Source organism: Streptomyces sp. AC512_CC834 (assembly GCF_019049325.1).
Lineage (GTDB): Bacteria > Actinomycetota > Actinomycetes > Streptomycetales > Streptomycetaceae > Streptomyces.
Genome location: NZ_JAGMUO010000044.1, coordinates 103,012 through 119,691 on the forward strand (window position 1 = coordinate 103,012; position 16,680 = coordinate 119,691).

The 16,680-nt window shown below is 73.4% G+C and carries 11 protein-coding genes; 7 read left to right on the forward strand and 4 right to left on the reverse strand.

Features of this window, described 5'->3' with window-relative positions:
* Positions 1-86 precede the first annotated feature (86 nt).
* The 5 genes from KUM40_RS17875 (at position 87) to KUM40_RS17895 (ending at position 7,861) form a co-directional block, all read left to right on the forward strand.
* Positions 87-1,502 (forward strand): extracellular solute-binding protein, encoded by a 1,416-nt coding sequence (locus KUM40_RS17875; RefSeq protein WP_217166991.1) that lies wholly within the window; start codon positions 87-89, stop codon positions 1,500-1,502.
* Positions 1,503-1,569: 67 nt separating this feature from the next.
* Complete coding sequence (locus KUM40_RS17880; RefSeq protein WP_217166992.1) at positions 1,570-2,529, forward strand: carbohydrate ABC transporter permease; 960 nt, start codon at positions 1,570-1,572, stop codon at positions 2,527-2,529.
* A gap of 18 nt (positions 2,530-2,547) precedes the next feature.
* Positions 2,548-3,423, forward strand: a complete 876-nt coding sequence (locus KUM40_RS17885; protein ID WP_217166993.1) for a carbohydrate ABC transporter permease — start codon at positions 2,548-2,550, stop codon at positions 3,421-3,423.
* 148 nt (positions 3,424-3,571) lie between these two features.
* Positions 3,572-5,176: a glycoside hydrolase family 13 protein gene (locus KUM40_RS17890; RefSeq protein WP_217166994.1), complete on the forward strand. Its 1,605-nt coding sequence runs from the start codon at positions 3,572-3,574 to the stop codon at positions 5,174-5,176.
* A 903-nt stretch (positions 5,177-6,079) separates the two neighbouring features.
* Positions 6,080-7,861, forward strand: coding sequence for a SpoIIE family protein phosphatase (locus KUM40_RS17895; protein ID WP_217166995.1), 1,782 nt, complete (start codon positions 6,080-6,082; stop codon positions 7,859-7,861).
* A 56-nt stretch (positions 7,862-7,917) separates the two neighbouring features.
* Here the strand turns inward: KUM40_RS17895 and KUM40_RS17900 are convergent, their stop codons facing one another.
* Positions 7,918-9,792 carry an ABC transporter ATP-binding protein gene (locus KUM40_RS17900; protein ID WP_217167003.1) on the reverse strand — a complete coding sequence of 625 codons (1,875 nt, stop codon included), beginning with the start codon at positions 9,790-9,792 and terminating at the stop codon, positions 7,918-7,920.
* A 195-nt stretch (positions 9,793-9,987) separates the two neighbouring features.
* Between KUM40_RS17900 and KUM40_RS17905 the strand changes: the two genes are divergently transcribed.
* Entirely contained in the window at positions 9,988-10,887 is a 900-nt protein-coding gene (locus KUM40_RS17905; RefSeq protein WP_217166996.1) for a lysylphosphatidylglycerol synthase domain-containing protein, read from the forward strand.
* A 24-nt stretch (positions 10,888-10,911) separates the two neighbouring features.
* Here the strand turns inward: KUM40_RS17905 and KUM40_RS17910 are convergent, their stop codons facing one another.
* The 3 genes from KUM40_RS17910 to KUM40_RS17920 form a co-directional block, all read right to left on the reverse strand.
* Positions 10,912-12,216 carry an NAD(P)/FAD-dependent oxidoreductase gene (locus KUM40_RS17910; RefSeq protein WP_217166997.1) on the reverse strand — a complete coding sequence of 435 codons (1,305 nt, stop codon included), beginning with the start codon at positions 12,214-12,216 and terminating at the stop codon, positions 10,912-10,914.
* Complete coding sequence (locus KUM40_RS17915) at positions 12,213-13,616, reverse strand: NAD(P)/FAD-dependent oxidoreductase (RefSeq protein WP_217166998.1); 1,404 nt, start codon at positions 13,614-13,616, stop codon at positions 12,213-12,215. Before KUM40_RS17915 ends, KUM40_RS17910 begins: the two co-directional genes overlap by 4 nt.
* Positions 13,617-13,854: 238 nt before the next feature.
* A complete protein-coding gene (locus tag KUM40_RS17920; RefSeq protein WP_217166999.1) occupies positions 13,855-15,294 on the reverse strand; it encodes an FGGY family carbohydrate kinase in 1,440 nt (479 codons plus the stop codon).
* A gap of 285 nt (positions 15,295-15,579) precedes the next feature.
* Here KUM40_RS17920 and KUM40_RS17925 point away from each other — a divergent pair, with 285 nt between their 5' ends.
* Positions 15,580-16,581, forward strand: coding sequence for a hypothetical protein (locus KUM40_RS17925; protein WP_217167000.1), 1,002 nt, complete (start codon positions 15,580-15,582; stop codon positions 16,579-16,581).
* Positions 16,582-16,680 lie beyond the last annotated feature (99 nt).

The following is a 16,680-nucleotide window of genomic DNA, read 5'->3' on the forward strand; positions in this document are numbered from 1 at the left end:
CTTGTTTGCGGTGGTTGAGTGAGCGGCGCCCCACAACGCATCGGCGGTGGGGCGCCTTCCACGTTCATGCCCGAAGGGGACCACCCATGAGAAGTGCTCGGTTCCGCCGTACTCGTCGTGCCGGCGCCATCACGCTCGTCTCCGCTCTGACCCTGACCGCTCTGGCCGCCTGCGGCACGAGCAGCAGTGACGACGGCGGCGGTTCCGAAGGCGGCAGCGGGTCCTCGGACCCGGCCGCTCCACTGGACCCGAAGACCAAGGTGACGATCACCATCGACTGCATGCCGCCGAAGGCGAAGGCGGCCCAGCTCAAGGAGTGGAAGGAGGACGTCAAGGAGTTCAACAAGACGTACCCCAACGTCACCATCGACGGCCGCTCCACCCCGGGCCAGTGTCTGGAGCCGCCGCGCTTCACGGCGATGCTCAAGGCCAAGTCGCAGCCCGACGTCTTCTACACGTACTTCACGGATCTGCCCCAGGTGCTGGACAACGACGGCGCCGAGGACATCACGGCCTACGTCAACGACAAGACCGTCCCGCTCCTCAAGGACATCGACCCGAACGTCCTCGGCTCGCTCAAGCACGAGAACAAGCTCTACGGCCTGCCCACGAGCAACTACACGATGGGCCTGCTGATCAACCGCAAGCTCTTCGAGAAGGCCGGGCTCGACCCGGACACCCCGCCGCGCACCTGGGACGAGGTCCGCACCGCCGCGAAGAAGATCGCCGACCTGGGCGACGGCATCGCCGGCTTCGGCGAGTACAGCGCGGGCAACACCGGCGGCTGGCACTTCACCGCGCAGATGTACAGCATCGGCGGCGAGGTCGTCGACGAGAGCGGCAAGAAGGCCGCGTTCAACGACGAGTTGGGCAAGCAGGTCGCCGAGAACCTCCACGCGATGCGCTGGGAGGACGAGAGCATGGGCAAGACCCAGTTGCTCAAGTGGGGCGACCTGCAGAAGCAGATCGCCACCGACAAGCTCGGCATGTTCCTCGCCGCGCCGGACGACATCACGTACATGGTCCAGCAACTCGGCGCCGACTACGAGAACTTCGGCATGGGACCCATCCCGGGTGCGAAGAACACCCTCGCCGGCGGCAACAGCTACATGATCAAGAAGGGCATCTCCGCCGACAAGATCAAGGCGGCCGTCGCCTGGCTGAACTTCCAGAACCTCACCGTCGGTGAGGGGCAGTTCAACTGGGCCCGCAAGAAGACCGACAAGCTGCCGGTCGGCCTCCCGCAGCCCAACTTCTGGCTGAACGAGTCGAAGAAGAAGGACGACGCGGCCCGGCTGGAGCACGCCACCATGCCGGTCGAGAACTTCCAGGCGTTCATGGACAACCCGGTCCCGGGCATGGCCGAGCCGCCGAAGGCGCAGGAGATCTACAAGGTCCTGGACAACGTGATGTCCGGCATCCTCACCAACGAGGACGCCGACATCGACAAGCTGCTCTCCAGCGCGGAGAAGCAGGTCAACCAGGTTCTGGCCACGCAGTGACCGGCTCCCTCGGGGGGCGGGCCGCACCGCCCCCCGGGGCCCATGAGATCAGTCCCAAGGAGCGACGATGTCGGCCCCCAGCCTGACCCCGAGCAAGGCGGCGAGAGCACGCCACGCCCCACCGCCGGTGGACGGTCCGCCCCGGCGCGGCGGGTCGTTCGGCAGGAGCCTGAAGCGCAATCTCACGGCGCACGGCTTCCTGATCGGAGCGGTTCTCTGCTTCGCGTTCTTCTCCTGGTACCCGATGGTCCGGGAGTTCTTCCTCGCCTTCCAGAAGACGGACCAGGGCGAGGTCTCCTGGGTCGGCCTGGAGAACCTGGAGACGGTCTTCAACGACCCGGCGTTCTGGCAGGCCTGGCGCAACACCCTGCTGTTCACCGTGCTGGCCCTCGTCCTCGGCTTCGCCGTGCCGTTCGTCGTCGCGATCGTCATCAACGAACTGCGGCACGGCAAGGGGTACCTGCGGCTGCTCGTCTACCTGCCGGTGATGCTGCCCCCGGTCGCCTCCGTGCTCCTGTTCAAGTACCTGTACGACCCCGGCTACGGCCTGCTCAACGAGGTGTTCGGCTTCTTCGGACTGCCCGAGCAGCAGTGGCTCCAGGATCCCGACCTCTCCATGCTCTCCGTGGTCATCGCGTCGACGTGGATGAACATGGGGGGCGCGGCGCTCATCTACCTGGCCGCGCTCCAGGGCATCCCCGGCGAGCTGTACGAGGCGGCGGAGCTGGACGGTGCCGGGCTGCTGCGCAAGATCTGGCACGTCACGATCCCGCAGACGCGGCTCATCCTGTCGCTGATGCTGCTGATGCAGATCATCGCCACCATGCAGGTCTTCGTGGAGCCCTTCCTGCTCACCGGCGGCGCCGGCCCCGAGGGCTCGACCACCACGGTCGTCTACCTCATCTACCAGTACGCCTTCAACTTCAACAACTACGGTGCCGCGGCGGCCCTCGGCCTGCTGCTCCTCGTACTGCTGGCCGGATTCTCGGCGGCGTACGTGAAGCTGAGCCGCGCCGAGGACGAGTAGAGCCGGGGGAATCCGCAGATGTCCACACGCACACTCATCTCACCGGCCCAACTCGCTCGCCCTCGTGGCAAGTTGCTGTACTGGGTGGTCTTCGGTCTCGTCGTCGCGCTCTTCACCGTGGTGTTCATCGGTCCGATGTACTGGATGGTCTCCAGTGGCTTCAAGAACACCCAGGAGGTCGTGCAGACACCGCCGACGCTGGTCCCCGAGTCCTTCCGGCCGGAGAACTACTCCGAGGCGTGGAACGTCATGGATCTGGCGGGCCTGCTGGGGAACACCCTGTTCTACGCGTTCGGCGCGCTCGCCTTCCAGCTCGTGTTCGACGTGGCGGCGGCGTACTCCCTGTCCAAGCTCCGGCCGATCTTCGGCAAGGCCATCCTCGGTCTGATGCTGGCGACGCTGATGATCCCGGCGACCGTGCTGGTGGTGCCGCAGTACCTGACGGTGCTCGATGTGCCGATCTTCGAACGCAACCTGCTGAACACTCCGTGGGCGATCTGGCTCCCCTCGGTGACCAACGCCTTCAACATCTTCCTGCTGAAGCGGTTCTTCGACTCGATCCCCAGGGAACTGCTCGACGCCGCCTCGATGGACGGCGCGTCGCCGATGCGCACCCTGTGGTCGATCGTCCTGCCGATCTCGCGGCCGATCCTCGGCGTGGTGTCCATCTTCGCGATCGTGGGCGTCTGGAAGGACTTCCTCTGGCCCATGCTGACCCTGCCCGACCCGGCCAAGCAGACCCTGAACGTCGGGATCTACTCCCTGTCCAACGGGGTGCCCATGAACGTGCTGATCGCCGCGCTCACCATGGCCTCGCTGCCCACCCTCGTCATCTTCCTGATCTTCCAGCGCAACATCATGAGCGGACTCACCGCCGGAGGGCTCAAGGGCTGAGGGGCCCGAAAGGGCCGAGGCGCTACCGGCCCACCTCCCTCCCCCACCTCCGGCTCATCGTCCCGTCAACCTTCGCCGCCGGCCTGTCCGACGCCCCGCTCTGTCCGGGCCGGCGGCGAAGATCCACCCTGCCCGAAAGGACCGTCACGTGGCAGCCCCCAACTCGCACCGGACCGAAGACTGGTGGCGCGACGCCGTCATCTACCAGGTGTATCCCCGCAGTTTCGCCGACGGCGACGGCGACGGCACCGGTGACCTCGCGGGCGTCCGGGCGAGACTGCCCCATCTCGCCGAACTCGGCGTGGACGCCGTCTGGTTCACCCCCTGGTACGTCTCGCCGCTCGTCGACGGCGGTTACGACGTCGCCGACTACCGCACGATCGACCCTGCCTTCGGCACCCTGGGCGAGGCGGAGAAGCTGATCGCCGAGGCGCGGGAGCTGGGCATCCGCAGCATCGTCGACATCGTCCCCAACCATGTCTCCGACCAGCACGCCTGGTTCCGGGCAGCGCTGGAGGCCGGTCCGGGCAGCGCGGAGCGGGAGCGCTTCCACTTCCGCCCCGGCCGCGGGGAGAACGGCGAACTCCCGCCCAACAACTGGCCCTCACAGTTCTCCGGCCGCACCTGGACCCGGGTCCCGGACGGGGAGTGGTACCTCCACCTGTTCACCCCGGAGCAGCCCGACCTCAACTGGGCCCACCCCGAGGTGCGCCAAGAGCACGAGGACGTGCTGCGCTTCTGGTTCGAACGGGGGGTGGCGGGCGTACGCATCGACTCCGCCGCCCTGCTCGCGAAGGACCCCGCGCTCGCGGACTTCGAGGAGGGCGTCGACCCGCACCCGTACATCGACCAGGACGAACTGCACGACGTCTACCGTTCCTGGCGGGCCGTCGCCGACGCGTACGGGGGTGTGTTCGTGGGTGAGGTGTGGCTGCCCGACGCCGAGCGGTTCGCCCGCTACCTGCGGCCCGACGAACTGCACACGGCCTTCAACTTCAACTTCCTGTCCTGCCCGTGGGAGGCGGACCGGCTGCGCCGCACCATCGACGACACCCTGGCCGAGCACGCGCCCGTGGGCGCCCCGGCCACCTGGGTGCTCTGCAATCACGACGTGACCCGCACGGTGACCCGGTACGGCCGCGAGGACACCGGCTTCGACTTCGCGAAGAAGGCCTTCGGCACGCCGACCGACCTGGCCCTGGGCACCCGGCGCGCGAGGGCGGCCGCACTGCTGACGCTGGCCCTGCCGGGGTCGGTCTACCTGTACCAGGGGGAGGAACTCGGCCTGCCCGAGGCGGACATCCCGCGTGAGCGGATCCAGGACCCGATGCACTTCCGCTCCGGGGGTGTCGATCCGGGCCGGGACGGCTGCCGCGTCCCTCTGCCGTGGGCCGCCGACGCCCCGTACTGCGGGTTCGGCTCCGAGACCGACCCGTGGCTGCCGCAGCCGGCGGGCTGGTCGGCGTACGCGGCGGACCGGCAGGGCGCGGACCCCGAGTCGATGCTCTCGCTGTACCGCGAGGGGCTGCGCCTGCGGCGCTCCACCGGGGGTTTCGGCGACGGCCCCCTCGACTGGCTGCCCACGCCGGCCGGTGTCCTCGCGTTCCGGCGCGGGGACGGCCTGATGTGCGTCGTCAACCTGTCCACCGGGCCGGCCGGCCTGCCCGAGCACAGCGCCGTCCTGCTCGTCAGCGGCCCCCTGGACGGCGACGGCCGACTGCCACGCGACACGGCAGCGTGGCTGCGCATCTGAGCCCTGCCCATCGACGCCTCGGTGCGGCACCCCGGCACGGTGGCCTGGCGCGGCACCCCGGCACGGTGACCCGGCCGGTGGGCTGGCCGGTGGGCCGCCGGTGCGGTGGCCACGGCACGATGGGCCGACGCGGCACCCCGGCGCGGTAGCCCTGCACTCCGCCCCAGCGCGGTGGGCCGGCCGCCCGGGCCGGCCGGGCTGCCCGCGCACAACGCCGTCCTGCTCGTCAGCGGCCCCCTGGACAGCGACGGCCGACTGCCACGCGACACGGCAGCGTGGCTGCGCACCTGAGCCCTGCCGATCGACCCCTCGGTGTGGCACCCCGGCCGGTGGCCTGGCGCGGCACCCCGGCACGGTGACCCGGCCGGTGGGCTGGCCGGTGGGCCGCCGGTGCGGTGGCCACGGCACGATGGGCCGACGCGGCACCCCGGCGCGGTAGCCCTGCACTCCGCCCCAGCGCGGTGGGCCGGCCGCCCGGGCCGGCCGGGCTGCCCGCGCACAACGCCGTCCTGCTCGTCAGCGGCCCCCTGGACGGCGACGGCCGACTGCCACGCGACACGGCAGCGTGGCTGCGCACCTGAGCCCTGCCGATCGACGCCTCGGTGTGGCGCCCCGGCACGGTGGGCCTACGCCGCACCCAGGTGCAGTGGCCTGCCGATGGGCCGCCGGTGCGGTGGCCGGCCGGTGGACCGCCGGTGCGGTGGCCACGGCACGATGGGCCGGCGCGGCACCCCCGGCGCCGCACCCCGGCGCGGTGGGCCGACACGGTGGCCCGGCGCGGCACCCAGGTGCGGTGGCGGTGCGGTGGGCCGGTTGGTGCGTTCGTTGGGTGGGGTGCCGCCGTCGCCGGTCGTCGCGTGGCAAGGCAGAATCAGGGCAGGAGGCCGTGGGAGGAGGCGACGCGTGCGGGAACGACCGTGGCTCGGCGGGCTGCGCCGCCCCCCGAATCCCCTCGTGAGCGGGCACCGCGCGGCGCGGGGCGCACTGCGGTCGATGACGGAGGCACTGGGCGCGCGACGCCGCCTGGCCTGGCTGAACGCGGCGGACCTGAGCATCGGCACCACGCTCGACGTACGGCGGACGGCGGAGGAGCTGGCCGACTTCACCGTGCCGGAGCTGGCCGACGGCTCCGCGGTGGACCTGCTGGACTCGGTGCTGCGGTTCCAGGAGGGCGACCGGGTCCTGGGCGGGGACGCCCCGCGGCTCAGGGCCATGGCGGTGTCGGAGGTCGAGGGCCTGAACCTCGCGCCCGATCCCGTCGGCGAGTTGTCGGTGCACACCGCCGACCGGCTGGGGCAACGGTGTCTCACCTCCCGCCGACCGGTACTGGTGCCCCGGATGACGCGGGCGGACTTCGCCGTGATCGCCCCCTCGCGCGAGTCGTCGGACATCATGCGCCGGGCGGGCGTCCACTCCTACCTGGCGGTGCCGCTGATCGCCCGCGGGGTGCTGCTGGGGCTCGCCGACTTCGTCCGGGCCGGCCACCGGGCGCCGTTCAACCGGACCGACGTGGCACTGGCCATGGAGCTGGCGTCCAAGGCTGCCGTGTACATCGACAACGCCCGGCTGTACGGGCGCGAGCGCGAGCACGTCGTCACCCTGCAGCGGGCGCTGCTCCCCCGGTCCAGCCCGAGCACTCCCGGCCTCGACGTGACCTCGTGCTACGACCCGGCCGCGGATCCGGCGGCCGTGGGCGGCGACTGGTTCGACGTGGTCGAGCTGCCGAGCGGCCGTACGGCGCTGATGGTGGGCGACGTGATGGGGCGCGGTCTGGCCGCCGCCGCGACCATGGGGCGGCTGCGCACGGTCGCGCGGACCCTGATGGCGCTCGACATCGCGCCCGAGCGGCTGCTGGCCCGCCTCGACCTGGCCGCCCGCGACCTGGAGGAGGACCAGGTGGCCACGTGCCTGTGCGCGGTCTACGACCCGTACGGCCGCACCTTCCGCATCGCCAGCGCCGGTCACCCGCCGCCGCTGCTGACCGGGCCCGACGGTGCCGTCTCCTTCCTGGAGGTGCCCGCCGGGGCGCCACTGGGGACCGGGGTGATCCCGTACGACTCGGTCGAGCGGGCGGTGCCCGAGCGGAGCCGGCTGATGCTGTACACGGACGGGCTGATCAGGTCCCGTACGGCCGACCTCGCCACCCAACTGGAGCGGCTGCGCGAGGCGGTCGGCGAAGGCGTTCCCGAGGACGGCACCGAGTGCCGAACGGTCGCCGAACGGGTCGGCGGCGACCGGTCGGACGACGCGATCGTCCTGGCCGCCCGCGCCCGGTCGCTCGGTCCCGGCCACGACGTGTACGTGCGTACGCTGCCGCCGGACGGCAAGGCCGCCGGGCAGGCCCGTACGGCGGTGCGCGAGCAGTTGGTGCGGTGGGGTCTGGAGGAGCTGGTCGACACGACGGAGCTGGTGGTCAGCGAGCTGGTCGGCAACGCCCTGCGGTACGGGAACGCCCCCGGTGAGCTGCGGCTGCTGCGGGACGAGCGGCTGTCGGTGGAGGTCTCCGACTCCGGTCCCGACCTGCCGCAGATCCAGCACGCGGACGTGAGCGACGAGAGCGGGCGCGGTCTCCAGTTGATCAACATGCTGTGCCGGCGCTGGGGCTCGTGCCGCACGCCCGAGGGCAAGGTCGTCTGGGCCGAGCAGGACCTGCCGGTGCGGGCCGGGGTGTCCGGCCCGCCGTAGCAGTCTGCGCGCGGCCTGCCGGCGCGTGTCCGCCTGCGCGTGCCTGCGCCGCCGGGTTACGCGGCCTTGTCCATGGCCGGGCGTGCGAACTGGGTGCGGTGCAGTTGGGCGTAGCGGCCGTCGGCGGCGAGGAGTTCCTCGTGGGTGCCGCGTTCCGCGATGCGGCCCGCCTCGACCACCAGGATCTGGTCGGCCGCCCGGATCGTGGACAGCCGGTGCGCGATCACCACGGCCGTCCGGTCCTCGAGGGCCTCGGCGAGGGCCTCCTGGACAGCCGCCTCGGAGGTGTTGTCGAGGTGGGCCGTGGCCTCGTCGAGGATGACGACGCGCTGGCGGGCAAGGAGCAGCCGGGCGATGGTCATGCGCTGGCGTTCGCCGCCGGAGAGCCGGTAGCCGCGCTCGCCGACCACGGTGTCGAGTCCGTCGGGCAGGGACCGTACGAGGTCGGCGAGGCGGGCGCGGCGCAGCGCGTCCCACAGGTCTTCCTCGGTGGTGTCGGGCCGGGCCAGCAGCAGGTTGGCGCGGACCGTGTCGTGGAAGAGGTGGCCGTCCTGGGTGACCATGCCGACGGTGTCGCGCAGCGACCGGGCGCTCAGGTCGCGGACGTCGACGCCGCCGACGCGTACGGTGCCGCCGTCGGTGTCGTACAGGCGCGGCAGCAACTGGGCGATGGTGGACTTGCCGGCGCCGGAGGAACCGACGAGCGCGACGGTCTGGCCGGGTTCGGCGCGGAAGGAGAGGCCGTGCAGGACCTCTTCGCCGCCGCGGGTGTCCAGGGAGGCGACCTCTTCGAGGGAGGCCAGGGAGACCTTGTCGGCGGACGGGTAGCCGAAGCGGACGTCGTCGAACTCGACTGCGGCCGGGCCGTCGGGGACGGGGCGGGCGTCGGGCTTCTCGTCGATGAGCGGGGTCAGGTCCAGCACCTCGAAGACCCGCTCGAAGCTGACGAGGGCGCTCATGACCTCCACCCGGGCCCCGGCGAGCGCGGTGAGGGGCGCGTACATGCGGGTCAGCAGCAGGGCCAGCGCCACGACGGCGCCCGGGTCCAGGGTGCCGCGCAGGGCGAAGAAGCCGCCGAGGCCGTAGACCAGGGCCAGAGCGAGCGCGGAGACCAGGGTGAGCGCGGTGATGAAGGCGGCCTGGGCGGTGGCGGTGCGCACGCCGATGTCCGCGACGCGGCGGGCGCGGTCGGCGAACTCGGCGGACTCCTCCTCCGGACGGCCGAACAGCTTGATCAGGGTGGCGCCGGGCGCCGAGAAGCGCTCGGTCATACGGGTGCCCATCGACGCGTTCAGCGCGGCGGCCTCGCGCTGCATTCCGGCCATGCGGCGGCCCATGCGGCGGGCCGGGAGCACGAAGACCGGGAGCAGCGCCAGCGCGAGCAGGGTGATCTGCCAGGACAGGGTGAGCATGACGGCGAGGGTGAGCAGCAGCGTGACCAGGTTGCTGACCACGCCGGACAGGGTGTTGCTGAAGGCGCGCTGGGCGCCGATGACGTCGTTGTTGAGACGGGAGACCAGCGCGCCCGTACGAGTACGTGTGAAGAACGCGACCGGCATGCGCTGCACATGATCGAACACGGCCGTCCGCAGATCGAGGATGAGTCCCTCCCCGAGCGCCGCCGAGAGCCTGCGGGAGAGGATGCCGAGCACCGCCTCGGCGACCGCGATGAGCGCGATCAGCAGGGCGAGACGCACGACCGTGCCCTCCTCGCCCTGCGACACGATCGCGTCGACGACCCGTCCGGCCAGGACGGGGGTGGCGACGGCGAGCAGTGCGGTCACCATCCCGAGCAGCACGAAACGGGCGATGCGGCGGCGGTGCGGGCGGGCGAACGCGCCGATGCGGCGCAGCGTGGCGCGGGCGAGGGGGCGGCGCTCCTGTTTGGCGTTCATGACGCTGTAAAGCTGCGTCCACGCCGTGCTCTCCATACTCATGCGAGTGACCGTAGAACCTCGACCAACCTTGAGGTCAAGGAGGCGCCGCCCGCGGTCCGTAAGCCCGTGTCCGCGCGTCGGCCATCCGTAGTTGGCGCGACTCGGGGACTGTCTTGTGGTGTGACGACAGCGGTACGACTCCCCGAGAAGCCACTCCTGCACCGCGTCCCGGTCCGCCGGATCCTTTGTGTGCTTCCGCTGCTCCTGGTGACCGTGGTCGCGGTGCGGCACCGGTCGGTACTCGCCGAGGGCTTCGGCCAGCTCGGCACGGCCCGCTGGCCCTGGCTGCTGGCCGCGGCCGGCGCGACCTGTCTGACCTGGGTCGCCGCCGCCTGCACCCGGCAGGGCGCGGTGGTGGAGCGGTTGCCCCGGCGGCGGCTGCTGGCCACGCAGTTCGCGGCGGGCGCGGCCAACCACCTGCTGCCGACGGGTCTTGGCGCGAGCGCGGTCAACCTACGGTTCATGACGGTGTGCGGGCTGCCGCTCGCCCGGTCCTCGGCCGCCCTCGCCCTGTATCTGCTGGCGGAGAGCGTCGGCCGGCTCGCCCTGCTGGGCGCCCTGCTGATCGCGTTCCCCGACGCGCTGCGGCTCGGCACGCTGCTGCCCGAGGGGGCCGTGGGGCCCCTGGTGTTCGTCGCGGGCGCGGTCCCGGTCGTGGCGGCGGTGGTCCTTGCGCTGCTGCCGCGGCTGCGCGGGGCGGTGGCCGGCTTCCTGCGGACGGCGCTGGGCGAGGCCCGGTCGGTGCACACCCGCCCGGCTCGCGCGCTGGCGCTGTGGGGCGGCGCGCTGGCGTTCCCCGCGTTGCAGGCCTCGGCGCTGGTGCTGGTGGGGCGGTCGCTGGGGCTGCCGGTGCCGGCCGCGCACGTGGCGGTGGCCTATCTGGCGGCGACGGTCGCGGTGGCGCTGGTGCCCACGCCGGGCGGCATCGGGTCGGTCGAGGCGGCGCTGGTCGTGGCGCTGGTGGCGGCGGGCGGCCCGGCTGCCGTGGCCACGGCGGTGGTGCTGGCGTTCAGGCTCCTGACGGTCTGGCTGCCGCTGCTGCCGGGGGCGCTGACGCTGGCCGCGCTGGTGCGGATGCGGGTGATCTGAGGGCGGCTCACCCGGGGGATGCGTTCAGGCGACGGTGACGCGCACCGGACCGCCCCCGGGGTCGACCCGGTGCGCCCAGCGGGCCGTCAGCGTCAGCGGGCGGTGCGGGAGGGCCGTGGTGAGGAGGAACCGCTCGCGGTGCAGCGGGCGGCCGTCCTGGGTGACGTACAGGACCGGGCGGGTCAGCGGGATCGCCGTGCGCAGGATGTACGGGAGGCGGTCGGCCGGGGTGACGCGGTTCGGGGTGACGCGGTTCGGGGTGACGCGGAGCAGGGGCGGGGCGGCGATCAGGGGGACACCGCTGGGCCAGTCGGCGTCCCCCTCAGCGCCGCGTCCGGTGTTCCCGGTGTTCCCGCTGTTCTCGGTGGTCCCGGCGGTCCCGGTGGTCCCGGCGAGCCAGTCGCGTACGGCGGTCGCGGCGTGGGCGCCCTCGCGGGCCGCCGTCGCCGCGCTCTCGACGGCGTGCAGCACGCTGCCGACCGCGAAGACGCCGGGCCGTGAGGTGCGCAGGGCACCGTCCACGGCGGGGCCGCGGGTGGCGGGGTCCAGGGTCAGTCCGCCGCGCCGGGCGAGTTCGTGGTCGGGGACGAAGTCGCCGGTGAACACGACGGTGTCGCAGGGCAGCGTCGCCGTACGGCCGTCGCGGTGGCGCACCCGCACGCCCGACAGGCGTCCGTGGCCGAGGAGTTCGGTGACCGTGGTGCCGGTGAGGAGCGGGGTGCGATGGCGCAGGCGCGCGTCCAGGGTGCGTGCGAGGTGGGCGGGGGCCCGGGGCAACTCCGTGACCAGGGCGACGACCGCGGCTCCGGCGGCCCGTACGGTGTCGGCGGCGGCGTGCGAGACGTCCTCGGCGCCGACGATCACCGCGCGGGTGCCGATGTGCTGCCCGTACAGGTGGACCGCCTGCTGGAGTTCGCCGGTGGTGTACACGCCGGCGGGGCGGGTGCCGGGGACGAGGCGGGCGGCGCGGGGGCGTTCGCGGGCGCCGGTGGCCAGGACGACCGCGCGGGCGGCGAGGGTCTCGGCGCCCTGTGGTCCGACGGTGGTGAGGGTGCGCGGGCCCGCCCAGTCGAGGGCGGTGACGCCGGTCCGCACGTCCGCTCCCGCCCAGCGGGCCGCGTCGGCGAGCAGACGCGCGTAGGCCGGTCCGGTCAGCGTGCGCGGCCGGTCGCCGAAGCCCCGGTGCGCGCAGTGCCTGGGCACTCCCCCGGCGCGCTGCTCCCGCTCCAGCACCTCGACGCGTGCGCCGGTCGCCGCGAGCAGGGAGGCGGCCGCGAGTCCGGCGGGGCCCGCCCCCACCACCAGCACGTCGATCTGACGGCGCATCATTTCTGATCCTCCTCGAACAACTCCCGCACCGCGGCCCCGCAGTAGAAGCCCTGGCAGCGGCCCGACCGGACCCGGGTGCGGCGGCGCAGTCCGTCGAGGGAGCGGGGCGGGATCGGGCCTGCGAGGGCGTCGCGGATCTCACCGCGGGAGACGCGTTCGCAGTGGCAGACCAGGGTGCCGTACTCCGGGTCGGCGGCGACGAGGCCCGGCCGCTGGTGGGGGCGGGGGAAGGCCTCGCCGAGGCTGGGCATGCGGACCGGCGCGGGCGGGCGGTGCGGGCCGAGGTCGAGGCCGGTGCCGGCGAGCAGGGCGGTGACGTGCGCGGCGATGGCGAGGGAGGCGGTGAGGCCGGTGGAGCGGATGCCGCCGACGGTGACGTAACCCTGGTCGGGGTGGGCGGCGATCCGGTAGTCGTCGTGCCCGGTGGCGGCGCGCAGGCCCGCGTAGACGGCCGTGACCTCCTCCTCGAGCAGTGCGGGGAGGATACGGCGGCCCTGTTCGCGTAGGGCGCGCAGTCCCTCGGCGGTGGAGTCCGTGGCGCGTTTGTCGTCGAGGTCCTCGGCGGTGGGGCCCAGCAGGACGTTGCCGTGGACGGTGGGGGCGACCAGGACGCCCTTGCCGAGGGCGGTGGGGACGGGCAGGAGGATGTGGCGGACGAGGGCGCGGGCGAACTTGTCGTGGACGACGAGCTGGCCCCGGCGCGGGGTGACGGTGAAGTCGTCGTGGCCGAGACTCCGGTCGAGGGTGTCGGCGTGCAGTCCGGCGGCGTTGACGAGCCGGCGGGCGTACAGCGGGCCGCGCGGGGTGTTGAGCCTGTGCACGCCGTCCGCGTGACCGGCGTGCGTGACGGGCGAGTCGAGGTGCAGGTCGACGCCGCTCAGGACCGCCTGGGTGGCGTACGCCAGGGTCGTCGTCCACGGGCAGATGATGCTCTCGCCGGGTACGTGCAGGGCGCCGAGGGCGCCGGGGCCGAGGTGGGGTTCGCGGGCGTAGAGGTCGGCGGGGCCGAGGACGCGGGTGTCGTGGTACTCGTTGCGCCCGGCCTTCTCGGCGAGGCGGGGCAGGGTCGCGAGCTGCTCCTCGTCCCAGGCGACGAGCAGTGCGCCGACGCGTTCGACGGGGATGCCGGACTCGGCGGCGTACGCGGCGAGTTCCCGCGCGCCCTCCCGGACGAGCCGGGCCTCCAGTGATCCGGGTACGGCGTCGAACCCGGTGTGCAGGATGGCGGTGTTGGCCTTGGAGGTGCCCTGCCCGACGTCGTCCTGCGCCTCGACGAGGGCGACGCGCAGAGCGGGGTGGTGCGCGAGCCGACGGGCGATCGCACACCCGACGACCCCCGCGCCGACCACCGCCACGTCGTACGGGCGGGAGGGCAGCGGTCCCGACGCGGTGACCGTCATGCGGGGCTCCGTTCGGAAGACGGGGCGGCGGTCGGGGCGCGGTGGATTCCCCTCGCCCGGCGACGAGCGCGACCTCCGGGGACTCGCCCCGCGACGCGGGCGTGCCGGTGTGCCCCATACGCCCGGCCGACGCAGCACTCGGCGCCGGGAGTCACCGGCCACTCGAGGCCGCCCACGGGGAGGGCCGTACCGCGGCGCCGCCCGGAGGCTTCTCTCCCGCCGGGCTGCCGCCCGCCCCTCACGCCGGCGCCCCGGCGAGCAGTACGGTGACCGCCGTGCGGAAGCGGGTGCGGCGGTCGGTGGCCTCGTCGGCGGTGATGCGGGGCTCGTACACGGTGACGGGTCCGGCGGCGGGGAGTGCCTCGGCGAAGGGGAGGGCGGGATTCGCGCCGAGCCGGGCGAGGGCGCCGACGCCGAGCGCGGTGGCGTCCGGCAGGGCGGACACCTCGACGGGGCGTTGCAGCAGGTCGGCCTGGGTCTGCATGAGGAGCGCGGAGCGGGTCAGACCGCCGTCGACGCGCAGTACCGTCAGTGGGGTGCCGAGGTCGGCGGCCGTGGCGTCGGCGAGTTCGGCGACCTGGGCGGCGAGGCCCTCGCACAGGGCGCGCACCAGGTGCCCGGGGGTGGTGTCCAGGCCGAGACCGGTGAGCGAGCCGCGCAGGTCGCCGCGCCACCAGGGGGCGGCGAGGCCGGCCAGCGACGGTACGAAGGTGACGCCGCCGGTGTCCGGCACCGTGGCGCCCACGGGGTCGAGGTCGGCGGCGCCCCCGATGACGCCGAGGTCGGTGAGCCAGCGTACGGCGGAGGCGGCCGTGTACACCTGGCCGTCCAGGCAGTAGTCGGTGCGTCCGCCGAGCCGCCAGGCGACGCAGGCGGCCAGACCCGAGGTGCCCCGCCGTGGGGTGTCGCCGGTGTGGGCGAGGAGGAACGCGCCGGTGCCGTAGGTGCACTTGGCGGTGCCGGGTTCGGTGATGCGCTGGGCGAGCAGGGCGGCCTGCTGGTCGACGGCGAGGCCGGTGAGCGGGAGTTCGGGGCCGAACGCCTTTGTCGTGCCGACGTGGACGGCGTTGTCGACGACGTCCGGGAGCCGTTCGCCGGACAGGCCGTACAGCTCCCGTGCGCGGGGTGACCACTCGGCGCGGTCGAGGTCGAGGAGCTGGGTGCGGGAGGCGGTCGCGGCGTCCGTGACGTGGGCGCCGGTGAGCCGGTGGACCAGCCAGGTGTCGGAGGTCGTGACATGGCCGCCGGGGGTGAGGTGCCGTCGTATCCAGGCCATTTTCGGCGCGGCGAAATACGGGTCGAGTGGCAGGCCCGTCAGGTGCCGCAACTCGTCCGCTTGCCCGTCGAGTTCACGGCAGAGGGGCTCGGCGCGGCGGTCCTGCCAGACCAGCGCGTCGGTGAGCGGCCGGCCGGTGTCCGGGTCCCAGGCGAGTACCGTCTCGCCCTGGTTGGCCAGGCCCAGCGCGGCCACCGGCTCGTCGGCGTCGGCGAGCGCCCGGCGGCCGGCGTCGACCACCGAGGCGTACAGCTCTCGCGGATCCACCTCCACCAGGCCTCCTGGCAGGAAGCGCGGGCGGACCTCGGCGAAACCGGTGCCGACGACGCCGCGTTCGGGGCAGATCACCAGGGCCTTGGTGCCGGAGGTGCCCTGGTCGACGGCGAGCACCGAGTCCGTCATCGCGCGCGCCTCCCCGTTCCCTCGTTCCCGCGCCGACCGTCTCGGCGATCACTGCGCGCCAGCCTGCCCTCGTGGGCACACGGCGTCAATAGTGACTGACTGCCAGTCAGTTCCCCCTGGTGGCAGAGGATGTGCGCTCTCGTGCCGAAACAGAACAGAGGCGGAACCTCCGCCTCTATAGTGTGCGCCGACCGCACGACCGTCGCACCACCGCCGCCCCAGGGGAGGGCTGTTGTCACTCCACCCTGCCGTCCAGCCCGTTCCGCTCCCCACAGCGGGCGTCTGATGGCCAGAGACGGAGCCCAGCCCGCCTACGATCCCGCCGGTCACGACACCGCGCTCCGCTCCGCCTTGCAGGAACTGCGCGCCGGGCGCTGGATGTCGATGCGCATCCTGCTGGAGCAGACCGGTTCCTGGGCGCAGTGGACGCGGCGCACCCAGGTGCTCGCCGCGTCGGCGGCCGGTACGGACGTGGTGCGGGCGTGGCTCGCGGAGGAGCCGCGCAGCGTGGCGGCCGCGGTGATGCACGCAAGGGTCGTCGTGGAGCGCGCGCTGCGGGCGCACCGCGAGGACCACCCCCGCACGCGCGAACTGTGGCTGCAGGCCTGGCACGCCTGCGACGCGGCGTCCCGGACGGCGCCCCACGACCCGGTGCCGTGGGTGTGCCTGCTGGCGCTGGCCCGGCTGGACGAGGGGCAGCGCTGGCAGGAGCACCGGATGCCGCCGCCGGAGCCGATGCTGCCGCCGGGGCCGTGGGGGCTGCTCGCCGAGGCCGGCAAGCGGGACCCGGACAACCGCGAGGCGTATCACCGCATGCTGCAGTTCCTGTATCCGCGCGGCGGCTCCGAACGCCTCGCCCGGGCGGCGGGGTTCGCGCAGTGGGCGGCGGGGTCGGCCCCGCCGGGCTCGGCGCTGCACGTGCTGCCGCTGTACGTGCGGGTCGAGCGCTACCGCCGCTCGGGCGGGCGGGAGGCCGCCCTCGACCTGCACTGGGTGGCCGAGGACGCCACCCGTGAGGCGCGGCAGGCGTTCCACTCCTGGTTCACGCTCGCCCAGGACGACGAGCGGTCCCTGCTGGACATGAACCACCTGGCCCACGCCCTGTGGGGCGCGCTCCGGTTCCAGGAGGCGGCCCGGGTGTTCGACGCGCTCGGCCCCTACTGGACGCCGCTGCCCTGGGCCTGCCGGGCCCCGGGAGCGGGTTCTTCCCGGCGGGCGGTGGAGGTCTTCCTCCAGGCCCGCACGCGCAGCCGCACGGCCGCCCGCGGCGGTGGCCGGCGCCCCTGACCCCCCACTGCCCCCACTGACTCCACCGCCCCCCACTGACCCACACCGACCCCCCACCCTTCCGTCCCCGGAGGTTTCGCATGTCCCGCCCCTCTGAAC

Coding starts and splice junctions, on each gene's coding strand:
- KUM40_RS17875 (WP_217166991.1), top strand. CDS start 87: ATGAGAAGTGCTCGGTTCCGCCGTACTCGTCGTGCCGGCGCCATCACG.
- KUM40_RS17880 (WP_217166992.1), top strand. CDS start 1,570: ATGTCGGCCCCCAGCCTGACCCCGAGCAAGGCGGCGAGAGCACGCCAC.
- KUM40_RS17885 (WP_217166993.1), top strand. CDS start 2,548: ATGTCCACACGCACACTCATCTCACCGGCCCAACTCGCTCGCCCTCGT.
- KUM40_RS17900 (WP_217167003.1), bottom strand. CDS start 9,792: ATGGAGAGCACGGCGTGGACGCAGCTTTACAGCGTCATGAACGCCAAA.
- KUM40_RS17910 (WP_217166997.1), bottom strand. CDS start 12,216: ATGATGCGCCGTCAGATCGACGTGCTGGTGGTGGGGGCGGGCCCCGCC.
- KUM40_RS17915 (WP_217166998.1), bottom strand. CDS start 13,616: ATGACGGTCACCGCGTCGGGACCGCTGCCCTCCCGCCCGTACGACGTG.
- KUM40_RS17920 (WP_217166999.1), bottom strand. CDS start 15,294: ATGACGGACTCGGTGCTCGCCGTCGACCAGGGCACCTCCGGCACCAAG.
- KUM40_RS17925 (WP_217167000.1), top strand. CDS start 15,580: ATGGCCAGAGACGGAGCCCAGCCCGCCTACGATCCCGCCGGTCACGAC.